The organism is Streptomyces sp. NPDC049970, from assembly GCF_040660235.1.
Classification (GTDB): Bacteria; Actinomycetota; Actinomycetes; order Streptomycetales; family Streptomycetaceae; genus Streptomyces.
Map to the genome: position 1 here is coordinate 527,018 of NZ_JBFALP010000002.1, position 22,381 is coordinate 549,398.

Sequence of the window (22,381 nt, forward strand, 5' to 3'; positions counted from 1 at the left end):
CGTCACTCGGGGCGCGGGTCCCAGCGGAACCGCCGCACGGCGACGACCGCTCCGGCCGCCCCCCACAGGAGCAGCACGCCGTACTCCTGCCACGGCACTCCCGTGCCGCCCGGTGCGAAGACGGCGAGCAGGGCGTCGTTGAACGGCTTCACCGGGAGCACGTCCGCGATTCCGCTCAGCAGCCCGGAGTGGATCGGCATGTAGGTGCCCGAGACGAAGGTCAGCGGGAACAGGACGAACTGCACCACCGAGGGCGCGGCCTCGGCGTTGCGGATCAGCGAGGCCACCGCGACCCCCAGGCTGCAGAACGCGGCGGCCCCCAGCACCAGGGTCAGCGCGAGCCCGGCCAGGTGGGAGACGGCGGGGAGCGGCACCCCGTACAGGCCGCCGACCACGGTGATCAGCAGGACGTCGATGACGCTCACCAGGACGCAGTGCGCCAGCAGACCCACGAAGTACACCGAGGCGGGCAGCGGTGTCGCCCGGACCCGCTTCAGGATGCCGGTCTGCCGCCGGGAGGCGAGCACGATCGCCAACTGGCTGTAGCAGGCGCCCAGTACGGACAGTGCGGCGATCGTCGGCACGTAGTACTGGAGCGCGGAGCGGCCGAAGTAGAACTCGCTCTCCCCGATGCCGCCGAACAGGCCCCCGAAGATCGCGATGATCACGACCGGGAAGACGAACGTGAAGAATGCGCTCTGCGGGTTCCGCCAGAACGTCAGCTGCTCGTACCGGATCTGGTGCCACAGCACAGCGGGTCCGGGGCGGCGCGGAAGCTGCCGGGCGGGGGCGGCGGTACTGGCGATGCTCACGATGCGGTCCTCTCCAACGGGCGGTCCGGCTCACTCTCGTCCCGGCCGGTCAGACTCAGGTACATGTCCTCCAGGCTCGGCCGCTCCACCGTCAGCCCCGCCAGCACGGTGCCGCGCCTCAGCGCCCAGTCCGTCAGCAGGTTCAGCGTGCCGGTCGGCTCCGCGGACTCCACCGTCACCAGACCGTCCTCCGGCGGTGTCGCGACCACCGGCAGATCGGTGACCGGGCACCCCTCCGGCAGCGCGAAGCGGATCCGGGTCCTGGCCGTGTCACGGCCGCCCAGCGTCGAGGGCGTACCCTCCGCCACGATCCGCCCGGCGGCGATCACCGCCACCCGGTCGGCGAGCTCCTGGGCCTCCTCCATGTAGTGCGTGGTCAGCACGATGGTCGTACCGGCATCGCGCAGGTTCCGCACCAACTCCCAGGCGCCGCGGCGGGCGTTCGGGTCGAAACCGGTCGTCGGCTCGTCCAGGAACAGCAGCGCCGGATCACCGATCATGCCCAGCGCCAGGTCGAGGCGGCGCTTCTGGCCGCCGGAGAGCGAGCGGACCTTCTTCTTCTCCATCCCGCCGAGGTCGACCAGGCCGATCACCTCGTCGACGTCGCGGGGGGCCGGGTAGTACCCCGCGTTGCGCGCGATCGTCTCGCGGACCGTGAGGTACGGCTCCACGGCGATGTCCTGCAGGACCAGCCCGATCCGCTCGCGCAGCACCCGTTCGGTGGCCCGGTCGCCCGGATCGAGGCCCAGCACGTCGATGTGTCCCGAGTCCCGGGAGCGGAAGCCCTCCAGGATCTCCATCGTGGTCGTCTTGCCCGCGCCGTTCGGGCCGAGCAGGGCGAAGATCTCCCCGTGCTCGACGGCGAAGCTCACCCCGTCCACGGCCCGCACCGAGCCGTAGCTCTTGCCCAGGTCCTCCACCACGACGGCGCTAGACATGGCAGGCCCCTGCGGAGCCGCCCGGAGGCTGCGTCAGCGCACGCATGTGACCTCCAGCGTCAGGTCGAGGTACCGTCCGGCCATCCCGCGGGCGGCTGTCACACCGAACTCGGTGCGGTCGACGCGGGTCGTCGCGCGGACGGTGAACTCCTCGGCCGCCACGGTCGACTCCACCACCTCCAGCGTCGCCGGCCGGTCCACGCCGCACGCGGTGAGCGTCCCGGAGACGGCGGTGGTGTCCACCCGGTCGGAGACGAAGGTGAACAGCGGGTACCGCTCGGTGTCCAGGAACTTCGCCGACCGCACGTCACCGTCCCGGTGGTCGTTGCCCGTGTCCATGCTCGCCGCGTCGACCTCGACGCGCAGACTCGACTCGGCGAGCGGCTCGGCCACGTCGACCGTGCCCCCGCGGATCGCGAACGTGCCACGCACCGGCATCAGCCCGAAGAGGTGTCTGCTGCGGAACGTGATCGACGAACGGCTCGTGTCGATCGTCCAGCGGCCGAGCCTGGGAGTCGTCCTGGTGGTGTTTCCTGTCGCATCCATGCCCCCATTCCACGCCTCCGGGGCCCCGCCGCGAAAGGGGCGGGCGGGCGGTACCCCGTACGACGAACGGTGGGCCGTCGGGGGCGGCGTACGACTTTCGTAGGGTCGGACCATGGCAGAGGTCGCGGACGATCACGGTGCCGGGCGTACGGTCACCCGCATGCCCTACGGTAAGCGCCATGACTGACGGACCGTGGCACCGCCGGCACCCGGTCGCCCTGGACGCGGCCATCGCGGCCGCCGCCGTGCTGCTGGACACCGGAGCGACCCTCGTCGGCGCCAGCTGGTGGCCGGAGCACCCGGACACCCTGGCCTGGACCATGCTCGGCGTACAGGCCCTGGCCTGCGCCTCGCTCGCCGTGCGCCGGGTCGCGCCGCTCGCCGTCGTCGCCGTACTCGGTGCCTTCACGCTCGCCGTCACCCTGCTCGTCTCACCCGCCGGAGCGCTGACCCCCGCCAACGACGGCAACGTCTGGGCGCCCTACTCGACCGTCCTGGCCGCCTACGGCCCGCTCTTCTACCAGCAGAACCGCCGCACGGCGTTCCTGGCGCTCGCCGCCTTCACCCTCGTCGTCATGCGCCCCTGGGACCCATCGGTCACGATCATGACGATCGGACTGCTGCGCACCGCCGTCGGGCCGCTGCTGGCCCTGTACTTCGACGCCCGCCGCCGCGTGGTGTACGCCCTCATCGAGCGTGCCGAGCGCGCCGAGCGGGAACGCCACCTGCTGGCCGAGCAGGCCAGAGCCGAGGAACGCGCCCGGCTCGCCGGCGAGATGCACGACGTGGTCACCCACCGCGTCAGCCTCATGGTCCTCCAGGCCGGCGCCCTGCGCGTGACCGCCGAGGACGAGACGACCCGGCAGGCGGCGGAGGAGCTGCGCGCCGCGGGCTGCCAGGCGCTCGACGAACTACGGGACCTGGTCGGCATCCTGCGCACCGCGCCCGAACACGGCGACGACCGGACGCCGACCGTCACCGGGTTCGCCGGACTGATCGCCGAGTCGGTCGCCGTGGGGGTGCCGGCCGAACTGATCGAGGACGGTGACCCTGCCCTCGCCTCACCCGTGGTGGGCCGCACCGCCTACCGGGTCCTGCGCGAGGCGCTCACCAACGTACACAAGCACGCCCCGGCCACCCGGGTGACCGTCCGCGTGGAGTACGGCGAGGCACAGGTGCGGCTCACCGTCCGCAACACCCCGCCCGCCGGACGGCCCGGCGCCCTCGCGGCCACCGGCTCCGGGCTGGGCATCGCCCATCTGCGGCAGCGCATCGAACTCGTCCACGGCACCCTGCGTGCCGGCCCCTGCCCCGACGGCGGGTTCAGCGTCGAGGCGACGCTCCCCGCCTACGTCCCGACCTCCGAATCGATGGTGTGAGCATGGCCCGCGTGGTGGTGGTCGACGACGAGCCCATGGTCTGCGTGTTCCTGCGCACCATCCTCGGCTCGGCCGAGGACATCGAGGTCGTCGACGAGGCACACGACGGAGCTGCCGGAGTCGAGGCCGTCGTGCGGAGCCGGCCCGACGTCGTCCTGATGGATCTGCGTATGCCCGGCACCGACGGGCTGACGGCCATCGAGCGTATCAACGCCCTGCCGGACCCGCCGAACATCGTGGTGCTGACCACCTTCGACGCCGACCAGTACGTGCTGCGGGCCCTGCGGGCCGGCGCGACCGGCTTCCTCGTCAAGTCGACCCCGCCGGAGGAACTCATCGGCCTGGTGCGCACCGCCGCCCAGGGCCACACCGTCCTCTCGCCCTCCGCCGCCCGCCGGCTCATCGCCGCGTCGACGGACACCCTGTCGGCACGCGACCGCGCGCGTGAGCTGGTCGCCTCCCTGACCGAACGTGAGGCGCAGGTCCTGGCCGGTCTCGGCGAAGGCCTGGCGAACGCGCAGATCGCGGCCGGACTCCACCTCTCCGAAGCCACGATCAAGGGCTACGTGTCACGGACCCTGGAGAAACTGGGGTGCGTCAACCGCACCCAGGCCGGCCTCCTCGCCCACGACGCGGGCATCGTGGGGTCCTGACCCGGACGGAAGGCGCGGGCCCCGGCGGGCGTGGCCTCGCGGTGCGGCCGGCTCCGCGCGTTCAGGCGGTCCGCCACGGTGCCGTACGCCGCTCCTCGACCAGCTCCTCAAGTACGGGCACCACCTCGGCCGGCGCCGGGCGGGCCACCGCCTCGTCGCGCAGCCGGCCCGCCTGCTGCCGGAAGTCCGCGTCCCCGAGGATCGTGGAGACCCGGTCGAACACCGCGTCCGGGGTAGCCAGGTCGTGCGGCAGCAGCAGACCCGCCCGCTGCTCCTCCAGACCGGCACCCCGGTAGAGCTGGTCGGCCACCGGTGTGGTGACCGTGAGCTGCGGGACGCCGTACACCAGGGCGTTCGCGTAGGAGCCGAAGCCGCCGTGGTGGATCAGCAGGGAGCAGCTCGGCAGCAGTGCGTGCAGGGGCACCGACTCCACCACGCGGACGTTGTCGGGCAGCGGGCCGAGCTCGGCGGTCTGGGCCGGCAGCAGCGCGGCGACCACCTCCGCGTCGAGCTCCGCCAGCGCCTCCAGGATGGAGCCCTTGGAGACGTAGTCCCCGCCGTAGCGCTCGGTGTTGGAGGCGCCCAGGCTCATACAGATCCTGGTCCGCTCGGGCGGCGCCCGCAGCCAGTCGGGCACCACCGCGGGGCCGTTGTACGGCACGAACCGCATGGGCGTGCGCCGCGCGTCGGTCGCGATGGCGAGGCTGTCGGGCAGCGGGTCGATGGTGAGCTGCCCCGTCGCGAACTCCTCCGTGAAGGTCCCCCCGAGCTCCTCGGCGCGGGCCCCCAGCCAGTCGGCGAGCGGGTCCCTGCGCTGCTCGACGGCCACGTCCGCGGCCAGCTTCCGGAACAGCTGACGCTTCATCACCCATACGTCGGCGAAGCACAGCGACCTGGCGTGCGCGGCCCCGACGGCCCCTGCGGCGATCGGCCCGGCATAGGTCAGGGGGTCCCAGACCACCAGGTCGGGCTGCCACGAGCGGGCGAACTCCACCAGGTCGTCGAGCATCGGCTCGTTGTACATGGCGCTGCCGTACGCGGCGAGCTGGATCCGCTCCAGCTCGCCCTCGTAGGTCAGCTTCGCCGGGTCCAGCTCGTTCCAGCTGGCCGCCTCCCACTCCTCCTGCGACTGGCGGTTGGCGGTCATCGCCTCGCTGATGCCGTCGTTCCTGCCGGTCGCCACCGCAGTCATGCCCGTGGCGGCTATGACGTCGACCAGCTCCGCGCAACTGGCGACCCGCACCTCGTGACCCGCGGCGCGCATCGCCCACGCGAGCGGTGTCAGGCAGAACAGGTGGGACTTCTCCGGGATGGTCGTGAACAGCACACGCACGGTGGGCTCCTGGGTGGCGAGTGGTCCGGTGCCGTTCCAGGTTCGTCCGGGCCCCCACCCACCGGGGGCGGGCACCCGGGTCTCGGGGGAAACACCCAGAGTTTGCGCGCATGTCCCGGCCGTCGCTGTGCGCATCCCCGCAGCGTGTGGATAGTGGCGGCGAGGGGCGCCCGGACGGGGCCTCGCCCTTTCGGCCCGACCCAGGGAGTCGCCGATGGAACCGGTTGGATCCGCGGTCAGCCCGACCGCCGTCGTGTTCGGCGGCGGCTTCGTCGGCCGCGCCGTGTGCACCGCGCTGAGCGACGCCGGCCGGCAGGTGACCGCGGTGGTGCGCGGCACCCCGGAACCGGCCCTGCCGGCCGGTTGCCGAACCGTCCTCCTCGACGTTCTGCACACCGATCCGGACGTGATCCGGGCCGAACTCGCGGACCTGCGGCCCGGCGTGGTGGTGAACACCGTGGGCGCCCTGTGGGGCGTCGACGAGACCGAACTCGCCGAGGCCAACGTGACGTTCGTCGAGCGGCTGGTCGGCGCCGTGTCCGCGCTGCCGGGCCGGGTGCGGCTGGTGCACATCGGATCGGCCTACGAGTACGGACCCCACCCCGGCCGGCGGGAACTGGCCGAGACGCTGCCGGGCCGCCCGGTCAGCGGATACGCCCGGAGCAAGCTCGCCGGCACACGGATCATCACCGACGCCGTCGACGCCGGCCGGATCGACGCGGTTGTGCTGCGCATCGGCCTCGCGGTCGGACCCCACGCCTCCAGGCACAGCCTGCTCGGCGGCATCGCACGCGACCTCGCCGGCCGGCCCGACGAGGTGCGGCTGCCCCCGATCAGCGGCGTACGGGACATCGTCGACGTCCGCGACGTGGCGGCCGCCGTACTCGACGCCGCCCGCGCCCACCGGGTCCCACCCGTGGTCAACATCGGCTCCGGGACCGGTGTCCGCCTGGTCGACGCGGTGGACACGCTGTTCCGGGTCGCCGGGGCGGGGCCGGCCGTCAGCACGGCCGCGCGCGGCCCCGAGCCGTCGGAACGCCGCGACGCGGGCATCGGCGAACAGCCCCTGGACATCGGCCTGGCACGCAGAGAGCTCGGCTGGGTCCCGGCCCGCACCCTCACGGAGGCGCTGCGGGGCCTGTGGGACAGCGTCGGGGGCCCAACCACAGCATCACCATCGACTGTCGCAGTGGACGGAGAGAGCATTCATGGCTGACACGGACGTGCGGTCCATTCTCGAACAGACCCGGAAACTTCACCGGGACCTGGAGGCGTCCGAGCAGGAGTTCGTCCCCGGGGTCACCCCGATCCTGCCGTCGGGCGCGGTCCTCGACGAGGACGACCGGGCCGCGCTCGTGGAGCAGGCGCTCCAGATGCGGATAGCCTCCGGCGCCGCCGCGCTGCGCTTCGAGCGGCTGTTCGCGAAGACGATCGGTGTGCGCAAGGCACATCTGACGAACTCGGGTTCGTCCGCGAACCTGCTGGCGCTCGCGTCGCTCACGGTGCCGGAACTGGAGGAGCGCCGGCTGCGCCCGGGCGACGAGGTCATCACCGTCGCGGCGGGCTTCCCCACCACCGTCAACCCGATCATCCAGTGCGGTCTGGTGCCGGTGTTCGTCGACGTCGACCTCGCCACGTACAACACCACCGTCGAGCGGGTCGAGAAGGCGATCGGGCCACGTACCAAGGCCATCATGATGGCCCACACACTCGGCAACCCCTTCCCCGCCGCCGAGATCGCCCAACTCGCCACGGACAACGACCTGTTCCTCGTCGAGGACAACTGCGACGCCGTCCTGTCGACCTACCAGGGCCGCAACACCGGCACGTTCGGCGACTACTCGACGGTCAGCTTCTATCCGGCCCACCACCTGACCATGGGCGAGGGCGGCTGCGTACTGTCCAACACCCTGGAGCTGGCGCGGATCACCGAGTCGATGCGGGACTGGGGGCGCGACTGCTGGTGCGAGCCCGGCGAGGACAACAAGTGCCTCAAGCGGTTCGACTACCAGATGGGTGACCTGCCGCTCGGCTACGACCACAAGTACATCTTCTCGCACGTCGGTTACAACCTGAAGGCCACCGACATCCAGGCGGCACTCGGGCTGAGCCAGCTCACCAAGCTCACCGACTTCGTGGCCGCCCGCAAGCGCAACTGGCTTCGGCTGCGCGAAGGCCTCGAAGGAGTCCCCGGTCTGCTCCTGCCCGAAGCCACACCGGGAAGCGACCCGAGCTGGTTCGGCTTCGTCATCACCCTGACCGACGACGCGCCCTTCCGGCGGCCCGAGCTCGTCGACTTCCTCACGGCCCGCCGCATCGGCACGCGCCTGCTGTTCGCGGGCAACCTCCTGCGCCACCCCGCCTACCGCGACGTCGAGCACCGGGTCAGTGGAGACCTGACCAACAGCGACGTCGTCACCGAGCGCACGTTCTGGCTCGGGGTGTACCCGGGCGTGACGGCCGAGATGACGGACTACATGGTCGCCTCCATCAAGGAGTTCGTCGCCAAGCACCGCTGACCGGCGGGTTCCGGAGCCGCGACGGCGGCTCCGGAACGGCCCCTGAACGGTCCGTTCCCGGCCCGTGGACGGGCCGTGGGACAGCGCGGCGGCTCAGCCCCGGGCCAGTCGCAGCAGCCGGTCCACCAGGCGGGCCGGGGTGGGCCGGCGCAGGTTCTCCTCGCGGATGCTCCAGGCCGCCACACGACGGGCCTTCCCCGACAGCAGGTCCTCGGCCGCCGAGCGGATCGCCTCCCGCGTGGCCAGGTGTCCCGGCAGATGCAGGCCCGCGCCGGCCTCGCACACCCGCCCGGCGACCCGGGCCTGCTCGGAGGCGAAGGTGAGGCCCAGCTGCGTCACCCCCGCGGCGAGGGCGGTCATCGCGCTGCCCGCGCCACCGTGGTGCACGACCAGATCGCTGTGGGCGAGCAGCGCCTCCAGCGGGCAGCGCTCCAGTACCCGCACCGACGGCGGCACCGTACCCAGAGCCAGGACGTCCTCCCGCGTAGCGGTCAGCACCACCTCGGCGTCCAGACCGGCGAGAGCCGACACGATCACCGGCAGCACGTAGGAGCGCGGGCCAGACATGGCGGTGAGGGCCGTCGACCACGTCACCGCGATCCGCGGCCGCGGCCCCGGTGCGTCGAGCCACTCCGGTGCCGTACCGCCCCCGTTGTACGGGACGAACCGCACCGGCAGACGGCTCGCCCTCACCGGTGGTTCCAGCGATCCGGGGCAGGGGTCGACCACGTGGTCGACGGAGTCGGCGGAGAACGGGGCTTGCCCGTACCGCTCGAACGACCGGCCCGGATCCTCGGGGAGGATGTCCGGGCCGTCGGGCTCGTGCGTACCGACCGGACCCCACAGCGCGAGGGCGGCCGGCACATCCAGCACCCGGGCGGCGAGCGGACCCTCAGTGCTCACCGGGTCGTGGACGACGAGGTCCGGCCGCCAGCGCCGGGCGAAGCCCACCGCCCTGTCGTGCCCCTCGGCGGACCGCCGCGCGAACTCCCGCTCGGTGGTCCGCCGGTACTCCGCCAGGTCGAAGTCGTCGAGCGAGGTCATCACGGCGCCGGTGAGCGGGTGCAGCGGCAGCCACGGGTACGGCCACTCGCCCCGCAGTGCCTCCCGCACATAGGACATCCGGTTCCGCACGGCCACCTCCATGCCGTCCAGTACGGGCACCGGCCGCAGCCCGGCGCGGATCACCGCGTCCGTCTGCGAGGGCGCGCACAGCACCGCGACCTCGTGCCCGCTCGCGCGCAGCGCCCAGCCCAGCGGAACCATCGAGGCGTAGTGCGTCGGCCAGGAGGACACGGAGAACAGCACACGCACGGGGCACCCCTGTCGACGGCTGGATCGTTGCCGGCATCACGGCATCACGGCATCACGGCATCACGGCATCACGGCATCACGGCGACCGGGCAGCGCTTCGGGCGGCACGGCAGCCCGGCACCCCGACGGGTGGCCACGGGCCGGGAGCGGATCGTACGGCGATCCTGCCGCATCCCCCCGGCCGCGAGCGCGCCCCCGGCTTCCCCGGGCCGCACACTGGGGGAATTCGCAGACTCCCGGCAGCCGCGTCGCAGCGGTCACCTCCCTGTGAGACATATGGGATTCGCCTCGGGCCGGACCGTCGCGGCCGGCCCACGGATCCACGCTGGGGGACCCCATGCAGCCAAGGCCACGCACGCACGAGACCGCCCGCGCGGCGAGACCGTCCCCCGGAGCCGGCCGTGACTGACGCCGAACCGCTGGGCATCGCCGTCCTGGGTGCCGCCGACATCGCCTGGCGGCGCACCCTCCCCGCCGTGGGCCGCTGCCAGGGACTGCGCCTGGTGGCCGTGGCGAGCCGCACTCCCGAGAAGGCCCGCACCTTCGCGGAGCGGTTCGACTGCGATGCCGTGACGGGCTACGAGCGCCTCCTCGCCCGCGAGGACGTCCAGGCCGTCTACATCCCCCTGCCGAACGCCCTGCACGAGGAATGGGCCGAGGCCGCGCTGCGGGCGGGCAAGCACGTACTCGTGGAGAAGTCGCTCTCCGCGGACGGAGCCGCCGCCCTGAAACTGGCCCGCACGGCACGGGAGCGCGGACTCGCGTTCATGGAGAACTTCGCCTTCCTCCACCACACGCAGCACCGCACGGTCGCCGACCTCGTCGCCGAGGGCGCCATCGGCACACCCCAGCTCTTCAGCGCGTCCTTCGGGATCCCGCGGGGCGACGACGGGCTCATCCGCTACAGCCGCGGACTGGCCGGCGGGGCCCTGCGGGAGACCGGCTGCTATCCGGTCCGCGCCGCGCAGCTCTTCCTCGGCGCCGACGTCCAAGTCATCGGCTCCCGGCTGCGGTTCGACGCCGACCTGGGGGTCGACATGGCCGGATCGGCGCTGCTCGCCGACGCCGCCGGTGTCACCGCCCAGTGCGACTTCGGCCTGGACCACGCCTACCGCAACACGTACGCGGTCTGGGGCAGCGAAGGCCGCATCGAACTCGACCGGGCCTTCACCCCACCCCCGGACGCCCGCCCCGTGCTACGGCTGCTCCGGGCCGACCACCGCGAGGAGCGGGTGCTGCCCGCCGCCGACCAGTTCCTCGGTGCCGTGACGGCCTTCGCCTCGGCATGCGCCGATCCGGCGGCCCGTGAGTCGCACACCGACGACGCGGTCCGCCAGGCCGCGCTGCTGGAGTCGGTCGTGACACGCGACGCCGCCACCCGGCCCCCGGCCCCGGACCGCGGCCACGCCGCCGAGGAGGGCCGATGACCACACGGGTACCTCCTGTGGCCTCCGCCGGCGCTGACGCCGAACCGTCGCGAAGACACGTGCTGTGGCTGGGCTTTCCCGGGTACGGGCACGTCAAGGCGACCTTCGGCATGGTCGAGGAGCTCGTACGCCGCGGCCACCGCGTCACCTACGTCGTGGCGGACAGGTTCGCGGAGCAGGCCACGGGCACCGGCGCCCGGGTGGTGACCTACACCTCGGTGTTCCCCGCGTCGATCGACCCCGCCGAGACCGCCACCACGATGCTGCTCGCCTTCCTGCGGGAGAGCTTCGCCCCGCTGGAGACGACCCTGGCGGCCGTCGCCGGCGATCCGCCCCACCTGGTCGTGCACGACGTGCTCGCCTCCGAGACGGCGACGGCGGTGAGCAGGCTCCACGGAGTGCCCACCGTGCGTACCTACGCCGGATTCGGCAGCAACGAGCACGTGCCGCAGAACGGCACCGAGCACGACCCCGCACGCGCCCCGGTGGACCTGGCGGACGTACGACTGCGCGACCTGGGCGAGGAGCTGACCGCCCGCGTCACGGCGGCAGGTGTCGCCGACCTGTTCGCGGCCGGGCCGCCCGGGGGCGACGAGGCCGCGGCCAGCATCTCCTTCGTCGTACGGGAGTTCCAGATCAGGGGCGAGACCTTCGGCGACGACTACCTGTTCGCCGGTCCCTGTCTGCGCGCGGCGGACTTCGCCGGAGCCTGGTCGCCCCCGCCGGGGTCGCCGCCCCTGCTGCTGGTGTCGCTCGGCACCTCGGCCAACCGCCGCCCCGGATTCTTCCGGCAGTGCGCGGAGGCCTTCGCCGGCACCCCGTGGCACGTCGTGATGACACTCGGCGGCGGCGTCGACCCGGCGTCCCTGGGACCGCTGCCGCCCAACGTCGAGGCGCACGCGTGGGTTCCGCACCTGGCCGTCCTCGAACACGCCGACGCGTTCGTCTGCCAGGGAGGCACCGGCAGCCTCATGGAGGCCTTCCACCAAGGGGTCCCGGTCGTGGTCGTGCCGCAGCAGCAGGACCAGTGGGCCATCGCCCAGCAGGTCGCCGACCTCGGGCTCGGCCTGTCGGTCCGCCCCGACGAACTCGACGGCCGCACCCTGTCGGCCGCAGTCGAAGCGGTGGCCGCCGACGCCGGGGTCCGGCGCCGGGTGGCCGAGCTGAGCGTCCGCGTACGGGCGGCACCCGGCGCCGGAGCGGTCGCCGACCGGCTTGAGGCCGTCATGGCCGAAGCCGCCGAAGCCGCCGCCCGGCCCACCGGTGTCGCGGGGCCGGAGGACGTCCCTGCCGGCGGGGCGGGCCAGGTGCCCGAGCCCGCGTAGCGCGCGGGCGGCTGTCCCGGGACACACCCCGGGACAGCCGCTGCGTTCAACCCGCGGAGCCCGACGGTTCCAGCGCCTCCGCGGGGACCGCGGGGGCGATGCCGGCCCCCGCCGCCTCGTCCAGGAGCGTGCGGACGGCGACGTAACCCTGCGGACCGAGGTCCTCGGTGTACCGGTTGACGTACAGATCGATGTGCCGCCGCTGCACATCGGGCGCCATCTCCTGTGCGTGCGACCGCACATGGTCGCGGGAGGCCGCGGGGTCGGCCCACGCGTGCCGGACGGACTCGCGGACTGCGGCGGTGACCTCCGAGACGGCCCCGGCGCCCAGAGAGCGCCGGGCGACGATGGCACCGAGCGGGATGGGCATACCGGTCCGCTCCTCCCAGGCCTCGCCGAGGTCGACGAGCCGGTGCAGCCCGTACTCGTGGAACGTGAAGCGGGCCTCGTGGATCACGAGTCCCGCGTCCACCTCGCCGTCCCGGACCGCGGGCATGATCCGGTCGAAGGGCAGCACCGTGGTACGCACCTTCACGCCCGGCAGCGCCCGCTCGGCCCACAGCCGGAAGAGGAGGTACGCGGTCGACAGCTCCGTGGGGATGGCGACGACCCGCCCCTCCAGGGCCTCGGGCGCGCAGGGCAGCCGGGTGAGGAGCAGCGGCCCGCAGCCATGGCCGAGGGCGCCGCCGGCCGGCAGCAGCTCGTAGCGGTCCAGGACGTAGGGGAGTGCGGCGTACGAGATCTTCAGCACGTCCGAACCGCCGCGCACGGCAGCCTTGTTGGTGACGTCGATGTCGGCGATGGTGACCGCGGGCACGGGCCTCCCGGGCAGCAGCCCGGCCGTCCACGCGTGGAAGACGAAGGTGTCGTTGGGGCACGGGGAGTGGGCGAGGCTCACAGGGCTTGCCATGGCGGCTCCTGGATTCGGTGGGAGGGCGCTCAGCGGGAGAGGTCCCAGAGTCCGAGGTACTTGTTCGGTGAGTCCTCCGGGATGCGTTCCAGCGGCTCTCCCAGGCCGAACGGCGCCAGCGACAGGTCCAGCTTCGCGTGGCGAAGGCTCGGTTCGCCGATCCGCTGGAGGTTGGAGAACTCGCCGCGCTCCGTCGTCGGATCGCTCGTGTAGCTGGTGGTGAGCAGCAGTCGGCAGGCGCGGCGGAACCGCTCCAGGGCTGGCAGGATCATGTCGTTGGGCAGGTGGATGAAGACGTCGCGGCAGATCAGCATGTCGGCCGGCCGCAGTTCGTCCGACGTGATGTCGACGACCTCCAGCCGGTAGCCGCGCCCGCGTAGTTCGGGCCAGGTCGCCCGCTCGTGGACGTCGTAGCCGACGTAGTCGATCGCGTCGAGGTCCAGCGTGCTCATCCACGCCAGATCGCCGCAACCGGCGTCGTTCAGCGTCCTCACCCCGTACGTGTCGAGGATCGTCGTGAGCCCCTTGCGTACGAGCTGGGTGTGCGGCTCGCTGGAACCCCAGCCGCAGACGGTGTCGGGGGCCTGGTCCGGCCACCCCCGTGAGAACACATCCAGGCCGGGGTTGTGCTGGAGTTGCTCCTGCGCGTCGGTGCGACCTGCTGGGTTGCTCACGGCATCTCGCTCTCGGTCAGGGCCGGTTGTCGGCCCCACGGGAGCACGCGGACCGTGCGCGCAACCACAACCGGCGCGAGAGACCAGGTGTTCTTCCGAACTGCGCGCCGGGCCGCCGGAATCGACTGGTGAATCACCCAGTGTTCGAGCTCCGTTCCGGGCGGTCGGGCAGCCCGCTGGCATGCTGCCGTGCATGTCGGCGTATCACGTGGCGTTCATGCCGTTTCCCGCGTTCGGACACATCAACACGGCGCTGCCCGTGGTGGCGGAGCTGGTGCGCCGAGGGCACCGGGTGACCTTCGCGACCAATGCCCGCTTCGCGCCACTGGCCGCCGCGGCGGGCGCCGAGGTGCTGGAGTACGAGTCCTGGCTGGCCTCGCGCAAACTGCCGGAGACCGTGGACGCCGACTACATGGTGCGGGAGCCGGTCCGCTCGATCGACGAGGCCATCGCCACCGTCCCGGTCTACGAGGAGGGCTTCGCCGACGACCTGCCGGACGTGCTGCTCTACGACGTCAGCACCTTCGCCGCCGGGCGGGTGCTGGCCCGCAAGTGGGGGCGCCCCGCGATCGAGCTCTTCGCGACGTTCGCCTCCAACGAGCACTACTCGCTCACCCAGCAGATCGGTGCCCTGTACGAGGGCGAGATCGACCGGGAGCATCCCGCGCTCGTCGACTTCTTCGTGAAGCAGGCCCAGCTGCTGCGTGACCACGGGCTGCACGACGTGACGCTGGAGGAGTTCAACGCTCCCGCCGACGACGCCAACCTCGTCTTCCTGCCGCGCGAGTTCCAGCCCGCCGAGGACACCTTCGACGAGCGGTTCGCCTTCGTCGGCGCGTCCATCGGTGACCGGGCCGACGAGCTGCCCTGGCACCCGCCGGGCGACGGCCGTCCGCTGCTGCTGGTCTCCATGGGCAGCTTCAGCTTCGACCACCAGAAGGACTTCGTCCGCACCTGTGTCGAGACCTTCGCCGACACCGAGTGGCACGTGGTCGTCGCCGCCGGGGCCTGGGCGGACGGCGACGCCTTCCCGATGATCCCGGACAACATCCAGCTGCTGCGCTGGGTGCCCCAGCTGACCGTGCTCCACCACGCCGACGTGTTCGTGTCGCACGCGGGCATGAACAGCGTGATGGAGGCCATGTACTTCGGTACGCCCGTGGTCGCCGTGCCGCACATGCCCGAACAGCGGCTCGTGGCGGCCCGGCTGGAGGAACTCGGCCTCGGCGTGCACCTGCCGCCGGACCTGGCCACGGGCCGGGGCCTGCGCGAGGCGGTGGACCGGGTCGCCGGGGACCGGCGCACACGCGAGCGCGTCGGCGCGCTCAGCGCCGCGCTGCGTTCGGCCGGCGGCCCCGAGCTCGCCGCGGACTACGTCGAGAAGGTGGCCGCGAACGGAGCGGGTGCCGCGAGCCGGGCGGACACCGCGAACCCGGCCTGATCCGGGGCGCTGATGCCCGTCCCGTGGGCCCGGACAGCGCTGCTGGGCCCACGCGCCGCACGGGTCCTGGACCGACGGGGCCGGACCGGGTGTCGGGGTGGACGCCGGACAGGTCGGGAGCAGCGGTAGGTACTGGACCGCTTCGTCCGGGTTTCCAAGGGTGCCGGGAACGTCTTTACGCCATGTTCACATTCTTTTCCTGCCCCGCATGAGATTCTACGCGCGTCACAAGAGGTGTGTGGTGGCTGGATGTTGGCAGAAGTTGATGAAGGGTGGCGAAGACTCGTTGTCGAGCGATAATCGCCATGAGTGCGATGCGTCTGCATGTGGCTGAATCGTGACGGGCGGTCGAACGCGCGGTCTGAACGGGGGAGCACGTATGAACGCGTCGGTCAGAGTTGCGGTCGTGGCGAGGAGCGAGGTGGCCCGGAGCGGGCTGGCCCGGATGCTCGAGGACGCCTCCCACGTCCGGCAGTACTCCGTCTTCGAGCCCGAGGAGTTCACGGCTTCCGCACGCGAGGACGCCATCCAGCTGCTCATCCTCTCCTGCGACGTACTGGCGCTGTGGTGCGTGACCGGGCCGGGTCCCGAGGAGGACGCGTGGGCGGACGAACTGGCGGCGGTCGCCCGCCGCAACGGCATCCGGGTGGTGCTGATCCTGCCCGGGGCCAAGGTGCAGCGAGCGGCCTCCGGCGAGGGGGTGCCGTGTGACGGGGTCCTGGACCAGAACGCGCTGACCACCCGCGGTCTGGACGACGCCCTGCGCAGGCTGTCCGGAGGGGAGCGGATCCTGCCGCAGCCGACCGCGCGCACGGGGGCCGGGACGCCCGCCCCGGAGGGTTCGCACCCCGCCGGGACCCGGGCCGGTCTGCTGACCGAGCGCGAGCGGCAGATCATCGAACTGCTCGTCGAGGGCCTGAGCAACAAGCAGATAGGGCACGCCCTGGGGGTGTCCGAACACGCCGCCAAGCGCGCGGTGGCGGTCATGATGTCCAAACTCGACTGCCCCAACCGCACCCAGGCCGTGGTGACCGCCCTCCGCGAGGGGCTCGTGAGCGCCGGGGTGGAGCCGCACGTCTAGGAGGCCGGCCACCGGCTCTCCGGCGGAGGCACGCGGCCCCCGGGACGCGCCGCACCGGCCCTCGCCCCCGGCTCCGCCGCGTGGCGAGAATCGATCGCCGTGCCGCGGAGCGCGGTTGCGCCGTTCTGGCGTGAATCGGATGCCGGCGTGCGTCCCTCGGCCCGGCGGGTCGCAGACCGCCGCAGGGGGGTCAGTTCCCCTCGTCGAGGGGGCGCGCGGGCGGGTGCGGGCCCCGGCCCGGGAAGTACGCGGCGAGTCCGGAGCGACCGGTGACGCCGAGCTTCCGGTACACGTTCGTCAGGTGGTACTCCACGGTGCGTACCGTCAGGTACAGGGCGTCGGCGATGGCGCGGTTCGTCGCGCCGGCCGCCGCGAGCTCCGCCACCGGCCGCTCCGCGCTGGTGAGCACGACGCGGGCCGGCCGGCCGCCCGCCGCGGCGAGCGCGTCCCTGGCCTGCCGGGCCACCGCCGTCAGGCCGCCCCGCATGGCCATGGCCTGTGCCGCACGCAGGTGGCCGCGTGCCGCCTTGTCGTCGTCCCGCTGCAGGTAGGCGCGTCCGAGCTGCAGTTCGGCCCGGGCGTGGCTGAAGCGGTCGGAGGACGCGCCCAGCAGCCGTACGCACTCGGTGAGCAGGTCCACGCGCTCCGGCGGCTCGGCCACCGCGGCCTCCGCCAGCAGGCTCAGACCGGTGCTGCGGGCCGTCGGCCACCGGTCGGCCAGCTGCCGCCCCAGCGCGGCCCGTTCGTGGGCGGCGCCGGTCAGTCCCAGTTCCATGAGCAGTTCCGTGCTGCCCATCCACCAGGCGGTGAACACCGGGTTGCCGATCCCCGCTGCCGTCAGACCCGCTCCGCACCGCTCCATGAGCTCCAGGGCCCTCTCGGTGTGCCCGCGTCCTCGTGCGAGCAGCGCCTGGGCCACCAGGTGGTGGTGGTGCTCCCAGACGGCGTCCTCGAAGTCGCGGCCGTCGAGCCGCCTGAGCACGGCCTCGGCCCGGTCGACCTCACAGCGGGAGAGCAGGGCCAGCGCCAGGGTGATCGGCGCCGGCCTGGCTCCCTGCGCCCCCGCCGTACGCGAGGCGGCCAGCGCCTCCTGGGCCGCCTCGTAGGCCCGCCCGGACTCGAGCAGCATCTGGGCACGGGCCGAGCGGGCATGGCCCTCCGCCCACGGTTCGTCCCGCCCGCGGCTGTCGGCGACGGCCCGGTCCAGGTGGTCCAGAGCCGCGGCGGTGTCGTCCGCCAGCCCGAGGACCCGGGCGGCGGCGACGCGCTCCCAGGCGGGGCGCGGCGGCTCGGCCGCCAGGACCTGGCGGGCGTCGCCCATGGTGTCGGTGACGACCGTGGCAGGCTGTGAGTCGCTCCCCGCCCCGGTGAGAGCGGACCGCACCGCCCGGACGGTCAGGGCGAGATAACCCCCGGACGCCCCTGAGGACAGGGCCGCGGATCCCACCGGCGCGGGCCGCGTCCGGTCGTACGGCACGTCGTCCGGGTGCGCGGCCTCCAGTTCGCGCAGTACGCCGCCGAGGGCGTCGGGGGTGGCCGGCGTGCGGTGCGTCATGAGCGAGGCCAGCCGGAGCGACGCGGTCGCACGTGCCCGGATCCGTGGATCGGTGCCCCGGGAGGGCGAGCCGTCCAGGTGCCGCAGGGCGGTCGCCGGGTCGATGTCCAGGAGCGCGGTGGCGAGGTCGGTCCGTACCGTGGCGTCCTGCGGATCCGTCTCGTGGAGGGGGGTCAGGTAGGAGACCACCGAAGCGGGCCGGTCCCGCCGGGCGGCGACAGCGGCCTCCTTGAGGATGGTGGCCATCCAGGGACGGACCGGCGCGGGCTGCCCCAGCAGCAGGTCGGCCACCTGGACGGCGGGCCGCGCCGCGTCGTTGAGGATCTCGGCGGCCTGTACGCGCATCAGGGCCCCCCGCTCGGCGGGCAGGGCGTCGAGGAGCCGGTCCAGCTGGGCGGAGGAGCCCCCGGCCGGCATCGTCTCCGGGAGCAGCCCCAGGACCCGCGAGGACCTCAGCGCCCGGCCCGCCGGACCGGCGGGAAGGCCCGCGAGCGCTCCGACGAGGTCGGCGTCGCCGCTGCGGAGCATCGCCGCCGCCTGTGCGACCCGGAGCAGCCCGGGGTCACGCCGGGCGAGTTCGTCCAGGTCCTCGCCCGGCGGCCGCCCGAGGCCGGAGAGCCACGGATCGGCGACATCGGTGACCGTGCAGTAGTCCCGCGAGGCCAGTTCGTGGAACGAGGCCCCCGCGGCGGCGAGGCCGCCCGCCGGGACGTTCAGCAGGACGGTCAGGGGTCGCCCGTCCGTGCGGCGGACCAGATGGTCGACGCACCGCAGGGTTCCTTCGTCGCACCACTGGGCCTCGGTGACGGTGAGCAGGAGCGGACCCTGTTCCAGCAGGCCCTCGACCCGCGCCAGTGCGGACCGCCGCATCTCCTCGGGGCCCGGCGGTCCTTCGCCGAGGGAGGGGAGCAGCCGTCGCAGGGCGGCGTGTTCGGTACCGGCCTCCTCGCGTCGGCAGCTGACGCGCCGCTGGTTCGCGTCCCGTCCGCACACCTCTCCGATGTGCCGCAGGATCCCGTCCAGAGCTGCCTGACCGGCGGATCCGAGCACGAGGACGCAGCGTGCGCCGCCAGGGCCCACGGAGGCCCGGGAGGGCCGGCCCGCTCGTGGTGAGCGATCGAAGAAGGCGCCGAGGGGGGAAGCGGACCGTAGCGCCGACGGTGCCGCTGGGCACATGTGCTCTGATCGATATGAGCTCACAGTGCTTACGATATGACAATCCTGTGAGTCTTGTTGAGGATGGAGAGACCGTTTGACGGCGGCGCCTCGTGGCCGCCCGACACGATCGACGGCATCGCTTCGGCTCACGCGAGAAGGAAGACACCCGTGCCGCTGTACGACCGGACGTCCGGGCTCGCCGCGCTCCACTCGGCCACGGCTCGGGTGCGGGACGGCGCGACGGTCCAGATGGCGGTCACCGGCCCGCCGGGCACCGGCCGTTCGTTCCTCCTCGACACGATCGGGGACCTGGTGGAGAAGGACGGCTTCGTCGTCCGTCGGGCCCGGGGCAGCCGCCTGGACCAGGGACTCGGCCTCGATCTCGCCCGTCGGCTCCTGCCAGGGGCCGCACTTGATGGCGACGCGACCCGTGCGGATGTCGTACGCGCGGTCGTCACGGCCGAACAGGCCCCGCACACGGCTCCGGTCGCCGTCCTCCTCGACGATCTGCAGTGGGCCGACGAGGAGTCCCTGGCCAGGCTGGCCCGGCTCTCGGCCGGCCAGGAGAGCGCACCCCTCCTGCTGGTGTACGCCGTGTGCGAGGGGGAGGGCGCCTCCGGACGGCCCGCCCTGCGGCCCCTGCTCGACGCGGCGGACACGGTGGTGCGGACCGGCCCGCTCGGCAACGGAGGCGTACGCGCCCTCCTCCGCGAACGGGGAGTGCTCCTCACGGACGCGCAGGCCCGCGCCTGGACCCGTGCGACGGGCGGCAACCCGGCGCTGATCGTGTCCCTGCTCGAACGCCTGCGGGAGCCGCAGCGCCTCGCCCCCGAGACGCTCCTCGCCGTGGCCCGCTCCCACGACGCTCCCTGGAGCCTGCGGGCCAGGGTCTCCGCGGCACTGAGCGGTCTCCCGGAGGACGTACGGCACTTCGCCCACTGCGCCGCCCTCCTCGGCGGCGCGCCCGAGGCCGGTCTCCTCGCCCGGCTCGCCCGGCTCGACACCGGAGAGGCGGAAGCCGCCGAGGGAGCGCTCAGGCGGCTCGGATGGGCACCGGGCCGAGGTCTGCCGCCTGTCCTGTGGGACTGCGTGCGGGAGATCGCCGACGACGGGATGCCCCTCGACCGCCGCGCCGAACTCCACCGCGCAGCGGCCGAACTCCTCCACGAGGCCGGCGCCCCGGCCGAGCGCATCACCCCCCATCTCCTGGAGATCGGGCCCGGCGAATGGAGCGGAGCACCCTGGGTGCTGCGCGCCGCCGCCGACAGCGCGCGACGCCGGGGGGACAGCGTCTCCGCGATCCGCTACCTGCGCCGCGCCCTGCGGGAGTTCCTCCCGGACAGCCCCGAGCGCGGCGAGTTCCTGGCCGCCCTCGCCCGCGCCGAACAGGACACCGACGTCCCCGCCATGCTGCGGCACGTCCGGCAGGCGATCCCGCTGCTGCGGTCCGTCCGCGAACGCCGCGAAGTGGTGGGGAGCATGCCGCTCGCCCTGTTCGTCTCCGCCCGCCAGGTGGCGTCCGAGGCCCTCGACTCCGTCCGTGAGCCGGACGGGGCCGTGACGTCCGGAACCGAGCCGGAGGAGCTGAGGCTGCGGCTGGAGGCCCGCGCCCTCCTGTTCGGCGCCGGAGGGGGCGCCGCGCCGGCCGGCGAGATCGGACGGCTGCCCGCGCTCCGCCACCTCCCCGACCCCGGTACGGCCGCACAGCGCGAACTCGCCGTCGTCCACGTCTTCGCCGGGACCCTCGGAGGCGGCCTCCCCGCCGTGGACGCCGCCGGGCTGGTGTGCCGCCTGCTGGAACACGAACCCGTCGCCGGCACCACCGGGTACGGCGCGACCGCGCTTCTGATCGCCTCCGGCATCGCCGCCGAGGCCCACGGCCCGGTGCGTGCATGGCTGGACGCGGCGCTGGAGGCGGCCCGGCGCCGCGGCGACGAACGGCAGCGGATCCGGATCCTGGGCTGGCGGGCGCTGGCGGCCCTGCACTCGGGGCGGGTGACGGAGGCCTGGTCGGACGCGCTGGAGGCGTGCACTGCGGAGCCCGGCACACTCGGGGACGACGACTGGCTGTCCCTGCTGGGCCTCGCCAGCGTGGCGGCGGCGACGAACGCCCCCTGGCAGGCGGACCGGCTGAGAATCCTGCTGCGTGCGCAACCGGAGACCGGCATGCCGCTGAGGGACCTCGCCCTCAAGGTCATGGACGCCCCGTCCGCCTCCGAGGACGCCCTGCCCGAGATGGTGCGCGAGATACTCGCGGCCGCCCAGCAGGGCGAGGCGGAGGGCTGGTGCAACCAGACCCTGTTCCCGGTCGACCTGATCTGCGTACCCCTCCTGCTGCGCGTCGCGGAACCGGAGGTCGCGCTCGAACTCCTCGCCCGGTCCTGCGACAGGGCCCGCGCCTTCGGCTCGCCCACCGCGCTCGGCCGTGTGCTCCGCCTGTGGGGGACGGTGGTACGGGGCCGCTACGCGCTGTCCCTCCTGGCCGAGGCCGTCGCCGTCCTCAGGGAGAGCGCCAACACCCTGGAGCTGGGGCGGTCGTTGACGGCGTACGGGACCCGGCTGCGGGCCGCCGGAAGGCCGGGGGGCGACGAGCTCCTCGCCGAGGCCGACCGGATCGCGGACGAGATGGGCGTGCCCGTGCTGCACTGCTGGTCCCGGGCGCTCGGCGCTCACAAGCACGGAGCGGTACCTCCCGGCAGCGGTCGGCTCACCGACACCGAACGCCGGGTCGCGGCGATGGTCGCTCTCGGGCACACCAGCCAGGAGGCGGCGGAGGCACTCGGCGTCACACGGCGCGCCGTGGAGAAGACCCTCACCCGGTTGTACCGGCGCCTCGACGTCGCCGGCCGGGCCGAACTCATTCCCGTCGTCCGCCGTATGGCGGGTGCGGCCGCATTCTCCTCGGGGGCGCTCTCCACGAAACTCTGAACGGACGGCGGACACGCTGAGTGTTCGGTCGATCGCCCGGAGTCCCCGCACCCCATTTGTGCCCATCCGGCATCTACCGGACTTGCCGTTCTTCGCCGGCGGTGCCCGCATGTGCCTTTGCGGGATTCCCTTTCGGTGCCCGGGTGGTGCACCCCGACCGGTGCACCACCCGGGTTACCTGTCGGTAAACGGGGCGGGCGCCCGCGGTAATTGGGTATATGTCCGGTGGGTGATACGTACTACTGCCGGTAGCGGAGGTCGGCGCGGCTGGTGAGAGGTCGCGTCGATCCACTCCGGGTGCCCATCCGGTCACTCCGTCCGAACCGTTCTGCTGCCGACCACAGTGTTGGGTTACGGCACTGGATCACATTGCCCATCCGGGTTTGGC

The 22,381-nt window shown here is 73.1% G+C and carries 17 protein-coding genes; 9 read left to right on the forward strand and 8 right to left on the reverse strand.

Features of this window, described 5'->3' with window-relative positions:
• Window positions 1-2: 2 nt before the first annotated feature.
• From AB0I83_RS05225 to AB0I83_RS05235, 3 genes are read right to left on the reverse strand one after another with little or no spacing between them, the layout of a single operon-like run.
• Window positions 3-812: an ABC transporter permease gene (locus AB0I83_RS05225; RefSeq protein ID WP_356536259.1), complete on the reverse strand. Its 810-nt coding sequence runs from the start codon at window positions 810-812 to the stop codon at window positions 3-5.
• The gene (locus AB0I83_RS05230) at window positions 809-1,750 is read right to left on the reverse strand and encodes an ABC transporter ATP-binding protein (protein WP_363303670.1); all 942 of its coding nucleotides are present in this window, start codon (window positions 1,748-1,750) and stop codon (window positions 809-811) included. The genes AB0I83_RS05225 and AB0I83_RS05230 overlap by 4 nt, the downstream gene beginning before the upstream one ends.
• A gap of 33 nt (window positions 1,751-1,783) precedes the next feature.
• A complete protein-coding gene (locus AB0I83_RS05235; RefSeq protein WP_356536261.1) occupies window positions 1,784-2,296 on the reverse strand; it encodes a YceI family protein in 513 nt (170 codons plus the stop codon).
• Between the two features lie 179 nt (window positions 2,297-2,475).
• Here AB0I83_RS05235 and AB0I83_RS05240 point away from each other — a divergent pair, with 179 nt between their 5' ends.
• Together AB0I83_RS05240 and AB0I83_RS05245 are read left to right on the forward strand one after the other, a co-directional pair.
• Window positions 2,476-3,675 (forward strand): histidine kinase, encoded by a 1,200-nt coding sequence (locus tag AB0I83_RS05240; RefSeq protein WP_363303671.1) that lies wholly within the window; start codon window positions 2,476-2,478, stop codon window positions 3,673-3,675.
• 2 nt (window positions 3,676-3,677) lie between these two features.
• A complete protein-coding gene (locus AB0I83_RS05245) occupies window positions 3,678-4,328 on the forward strand; it encodes a response regulator transcription factor (RefSeq protein ID WP_363303672.1) in 651 nt (216 codons plus the stop codon).
• A 61-nt stretch (window positions 4,329-4,389) separates the two neighbouring features.
• On the opposite strand, the gene AB0I83_RS05250 is transcribed toward AB0I83_RS05245, so the two are convergent.
• Window positions 4,390-5,661, reverse strand: a complete 1,272-nt coding sequence (locus AB0I83_RS05250) for an activator-dependent family glycosyltransferase (RefSeq protein WP_356843844.1) — start codon at window positions 5,659-5,661, stop codon at window positions 4,390-4,392.
• Window positions 5,662-5,875: 214 nt separating this feature from the next.
• On the opposite strand from AB0I83_RS05250, the gene AB0I83_RS05255 reads away from it, so the two are divergent.
• Both AB0I83_RS05255 and rfbH read left to right on the forward strand, forming a co-directional pair.
• The gene (locus AB0I83_RS05255) at window positions 5,876-6,877 is read left to right on the forward strand and encodes an NAD(P)-dependent oxidoreductase (RefSeq protein ID WP_363303673.1); all 1,002 of its coding nucleotides are present in this window, start codon (window positions 5,876-5,878) and stop codon (window positions 6,875-6,877) included.
• Window positions 6,870-8,180: a lipopolysaccharide biosynthesis protein RfbH gene (gene rfbH, locus AB0I83_RS05260; protein ID WP_363303674.1), complete on the forward strand. Its 1,311-nt coding sequence runs from the start codon at window positions 6,870-6,872 to the stop codon at window positions 8,178-8,180. Before AB0I83_RS05255 ends, rfbH begins: the two co-directional genes overlap by 8 nt.
• Before the next feature lie 93 nt (window positions 8,181-8,273).
• On the opposite strand, the gene AB0I83_RS05265 is transcribed toward rfbH, so the two are convergent.
• The gene (locus tag AB0I83_RS05265) at window positions 8,274-9,494 is read right to left on the reverse strand and encodes a nucleotide disphospho-sugar-binding domain-containing protein (protein ID WP_363303675.1); all 1,221 of its coding nucleotides are present in this window, start codon (window positions 9,492-9,494) and stop codon (window positions 8,274-8,276) included.
• Between the two features lie 401 nt (window positions 9,495-9,895).
• On the opposite strand from AB0I83_RS05265, the gene AB0I83_RS05270 reads away from it, so the two are divergent.
• On the forward strand, window positions 9,896-10,921 hold the full coding sequence (locus AB0I83_RS05270) for a Gfo/Idh/MocA family oxidoreductase (RefSeq protein ID WP_363303676.1): 1,026 nt from the start codon (window positions 9,896-9,898) through the stop codon (window positions 10,919-10,921).
• Window positions 10,918-12,246 (forward strand): macrolide family glycosyltransferase, encoded by a 1,329-nt coding sequence (locus tag AB0I83_RS05275; protein WP_363303677.1) that lies wholly within the window; start codon window positions 10,918-10,920, stop codon window positions 12,244-12,246. Before AB0I83_RS05270 ends, AB0I83_RS05275 begins: the two co-directional genes overlap by 4 nt.
• 46 nt (window positions 12,247-12,292) lie before the next feature.
• Here the strand turns inward: AB0I83_RS05275 and AB0I83_RS05280 are convergent, their stop codons facing one another.
• Both AB0I83_RS05280 and AB0I83_RS05285 read right to left on the reverse strand, forming a co-directional pair.
• On the reverse strand, window positions 12,293-13,156 hold the full coding sequence (locus AB0I83_RS05280) for a 1,4-dihydroxy-6-naphthoate synthase (protein ID WP_363303678.1): 864 nt from the start codon (window positions 13,154-13,156) through the stop codon (window positions 12,293-12,295).
• Between the two features lie 29 nt (window positions 13,157-13,185).
• Complete coding sequence (locus tag AB0I83_RS05285) at window positions 13,186-13,830, reverse strand: class I SAM-dependent methyltransferase (protein WP_363303679.1); 645 nt, start codon at window positions 13,828-13,830, stop codon at window positions 13,186-13,188.
• Between the two features lie 193 nt (window positions 13,831-14,023).
• On the opposite strand from AB0I83_RS05285, the gene AB0I83_RS05290 reads away from it, so the two are divergent.
• Together AB0I83_RS05290 and AB0I83_RS05295 are read left to right on the forward strand one after the other, a co-directional pair.
• A complete protein-coding gene (locus AB0I83_RS05290) occupies window positions 14,024-15,271 on the forward strand; it encodes a macrolide family glycosyltransferase (RefSeq protein WP_363303680.1) in 1,248 nt (415 codons plus the stop codon).
• A 379-nt stretch (window positions 15,272-15,650) separates the two neighbouring features.
• On the forward strand, window positions 15,651-16,352 hold the full coding sequence (locus tag AB0I83_RS05295; protein WP_363303681.1) for a response regulator transcription factor: 702 nt from the start codon (window positions 15,651-15,653) through the stop codon (window positions 16,350-16,352).
• A gap of 190 nt (window positions 16,353-16,542) precedes the next feature.
• Here AB0I83_RS05295 and AB0I83_RS05300 read toward each other — a convergent pair whose 3' ends face one another.
• Complete coding sequence (locus tag AB0I83_RS05300) at window positions 16,543-18,957, reverse strand: LuxR C-terminal-related transcriptional regulator (RefSeq protein WP_363303683.1); 2,415 nt, start codon at window positions 18,955-18,957, stop codon at window positions 16,543-16,545.
• A 276-nt stretch (window positions 18,958-19,233) separates the two neighbouring features.
• Between AB0I83_RS05300 and AB0I83_RS05305 the strand changes: the two genes are divergently transcribed.
• On the forward strand, window positions 19,234-21,993 hold the full coding sequence (locus AB0I83_RS05305) for an AAA family ATPase (protein ID WP_363303684.1): 2,760 nt from the start codon (window positions 19,234-19,236) through the stop codon (window positions 21,991-21,993).
• Window positions 21,994-22,381 lie beyond the last annotated feature (388 nt).

Coding starts and splice junctions, on each gene's coding strand:
- AB0I83_RS05230 (WP_363303670.1), bottom strand. CDS start 1,750: ATGTCTAGCGCCGTCGTGGTGGAGGACCTGGGCAAGAGCTACGGCTCG.
- AB0I83_RS05235 (WP_356536261.1), bottom strand. CDS start 2,296: ATGGATGCGACAGGAAACACCACCAGGACGACTCCCAGGCTCGGCCGC.
- AB0I83_RS05240 (WP_363303671.1), top strand. CDS start 2,476: ATGACTGACGGACCGTGGCACCGCCGGCACCCGGTCGCCCTGGACGCG.
- AB0I83_RS05245 (WP_363303672.1), top strand. CDS start 3,678: ATGGCCCGCGTGGTGGTGGTCGACGACGAGCCCATGGTCTGCGTGTTC.
- AB0I83_RS05255 (WP_363303673.1), top strand. CDS start 5,876: ATGGAACCGGTTGGATCCGCGGTCAGCCCGACCGCCGTCGTGTTCGGC.
- rfbH (WP_363303674.1), top strand. CDS start 6,870: ATGGCTGACACGGACGTGCGGTCCATTCTCGAACAGACCCGGAAACTT.
- AB0I83_RS05275 (WP_363303677.1), top strand. CDS start 10,918: ATGACCACACGGGTACCTCCTGTGGCCTCCGCCGGCGCTGACGCCGAA.
- AB0I83_RS05280 (WP_363303678.1), bottom strand. CDS start 13,156: ATGGCAAGCCCTGTGAGCCTCGCCCACTCCCCGTGCCCCAACGACACC.
- AB0I83_RS05290 (WP_363303680.1), top strand. CDS start 14,024: ATGTCGGCGTATCACGTGGCGTTCATGCCGTTTCCCGCGTTCGGACAC.
- AB0I83_RS05295 (WP_363303681.1), top strand. CDS start 15,651: ATGAACGCGTCGGTCAGAGTTGCGGTCGTGGCGAGGAGCGAGGTGGCC.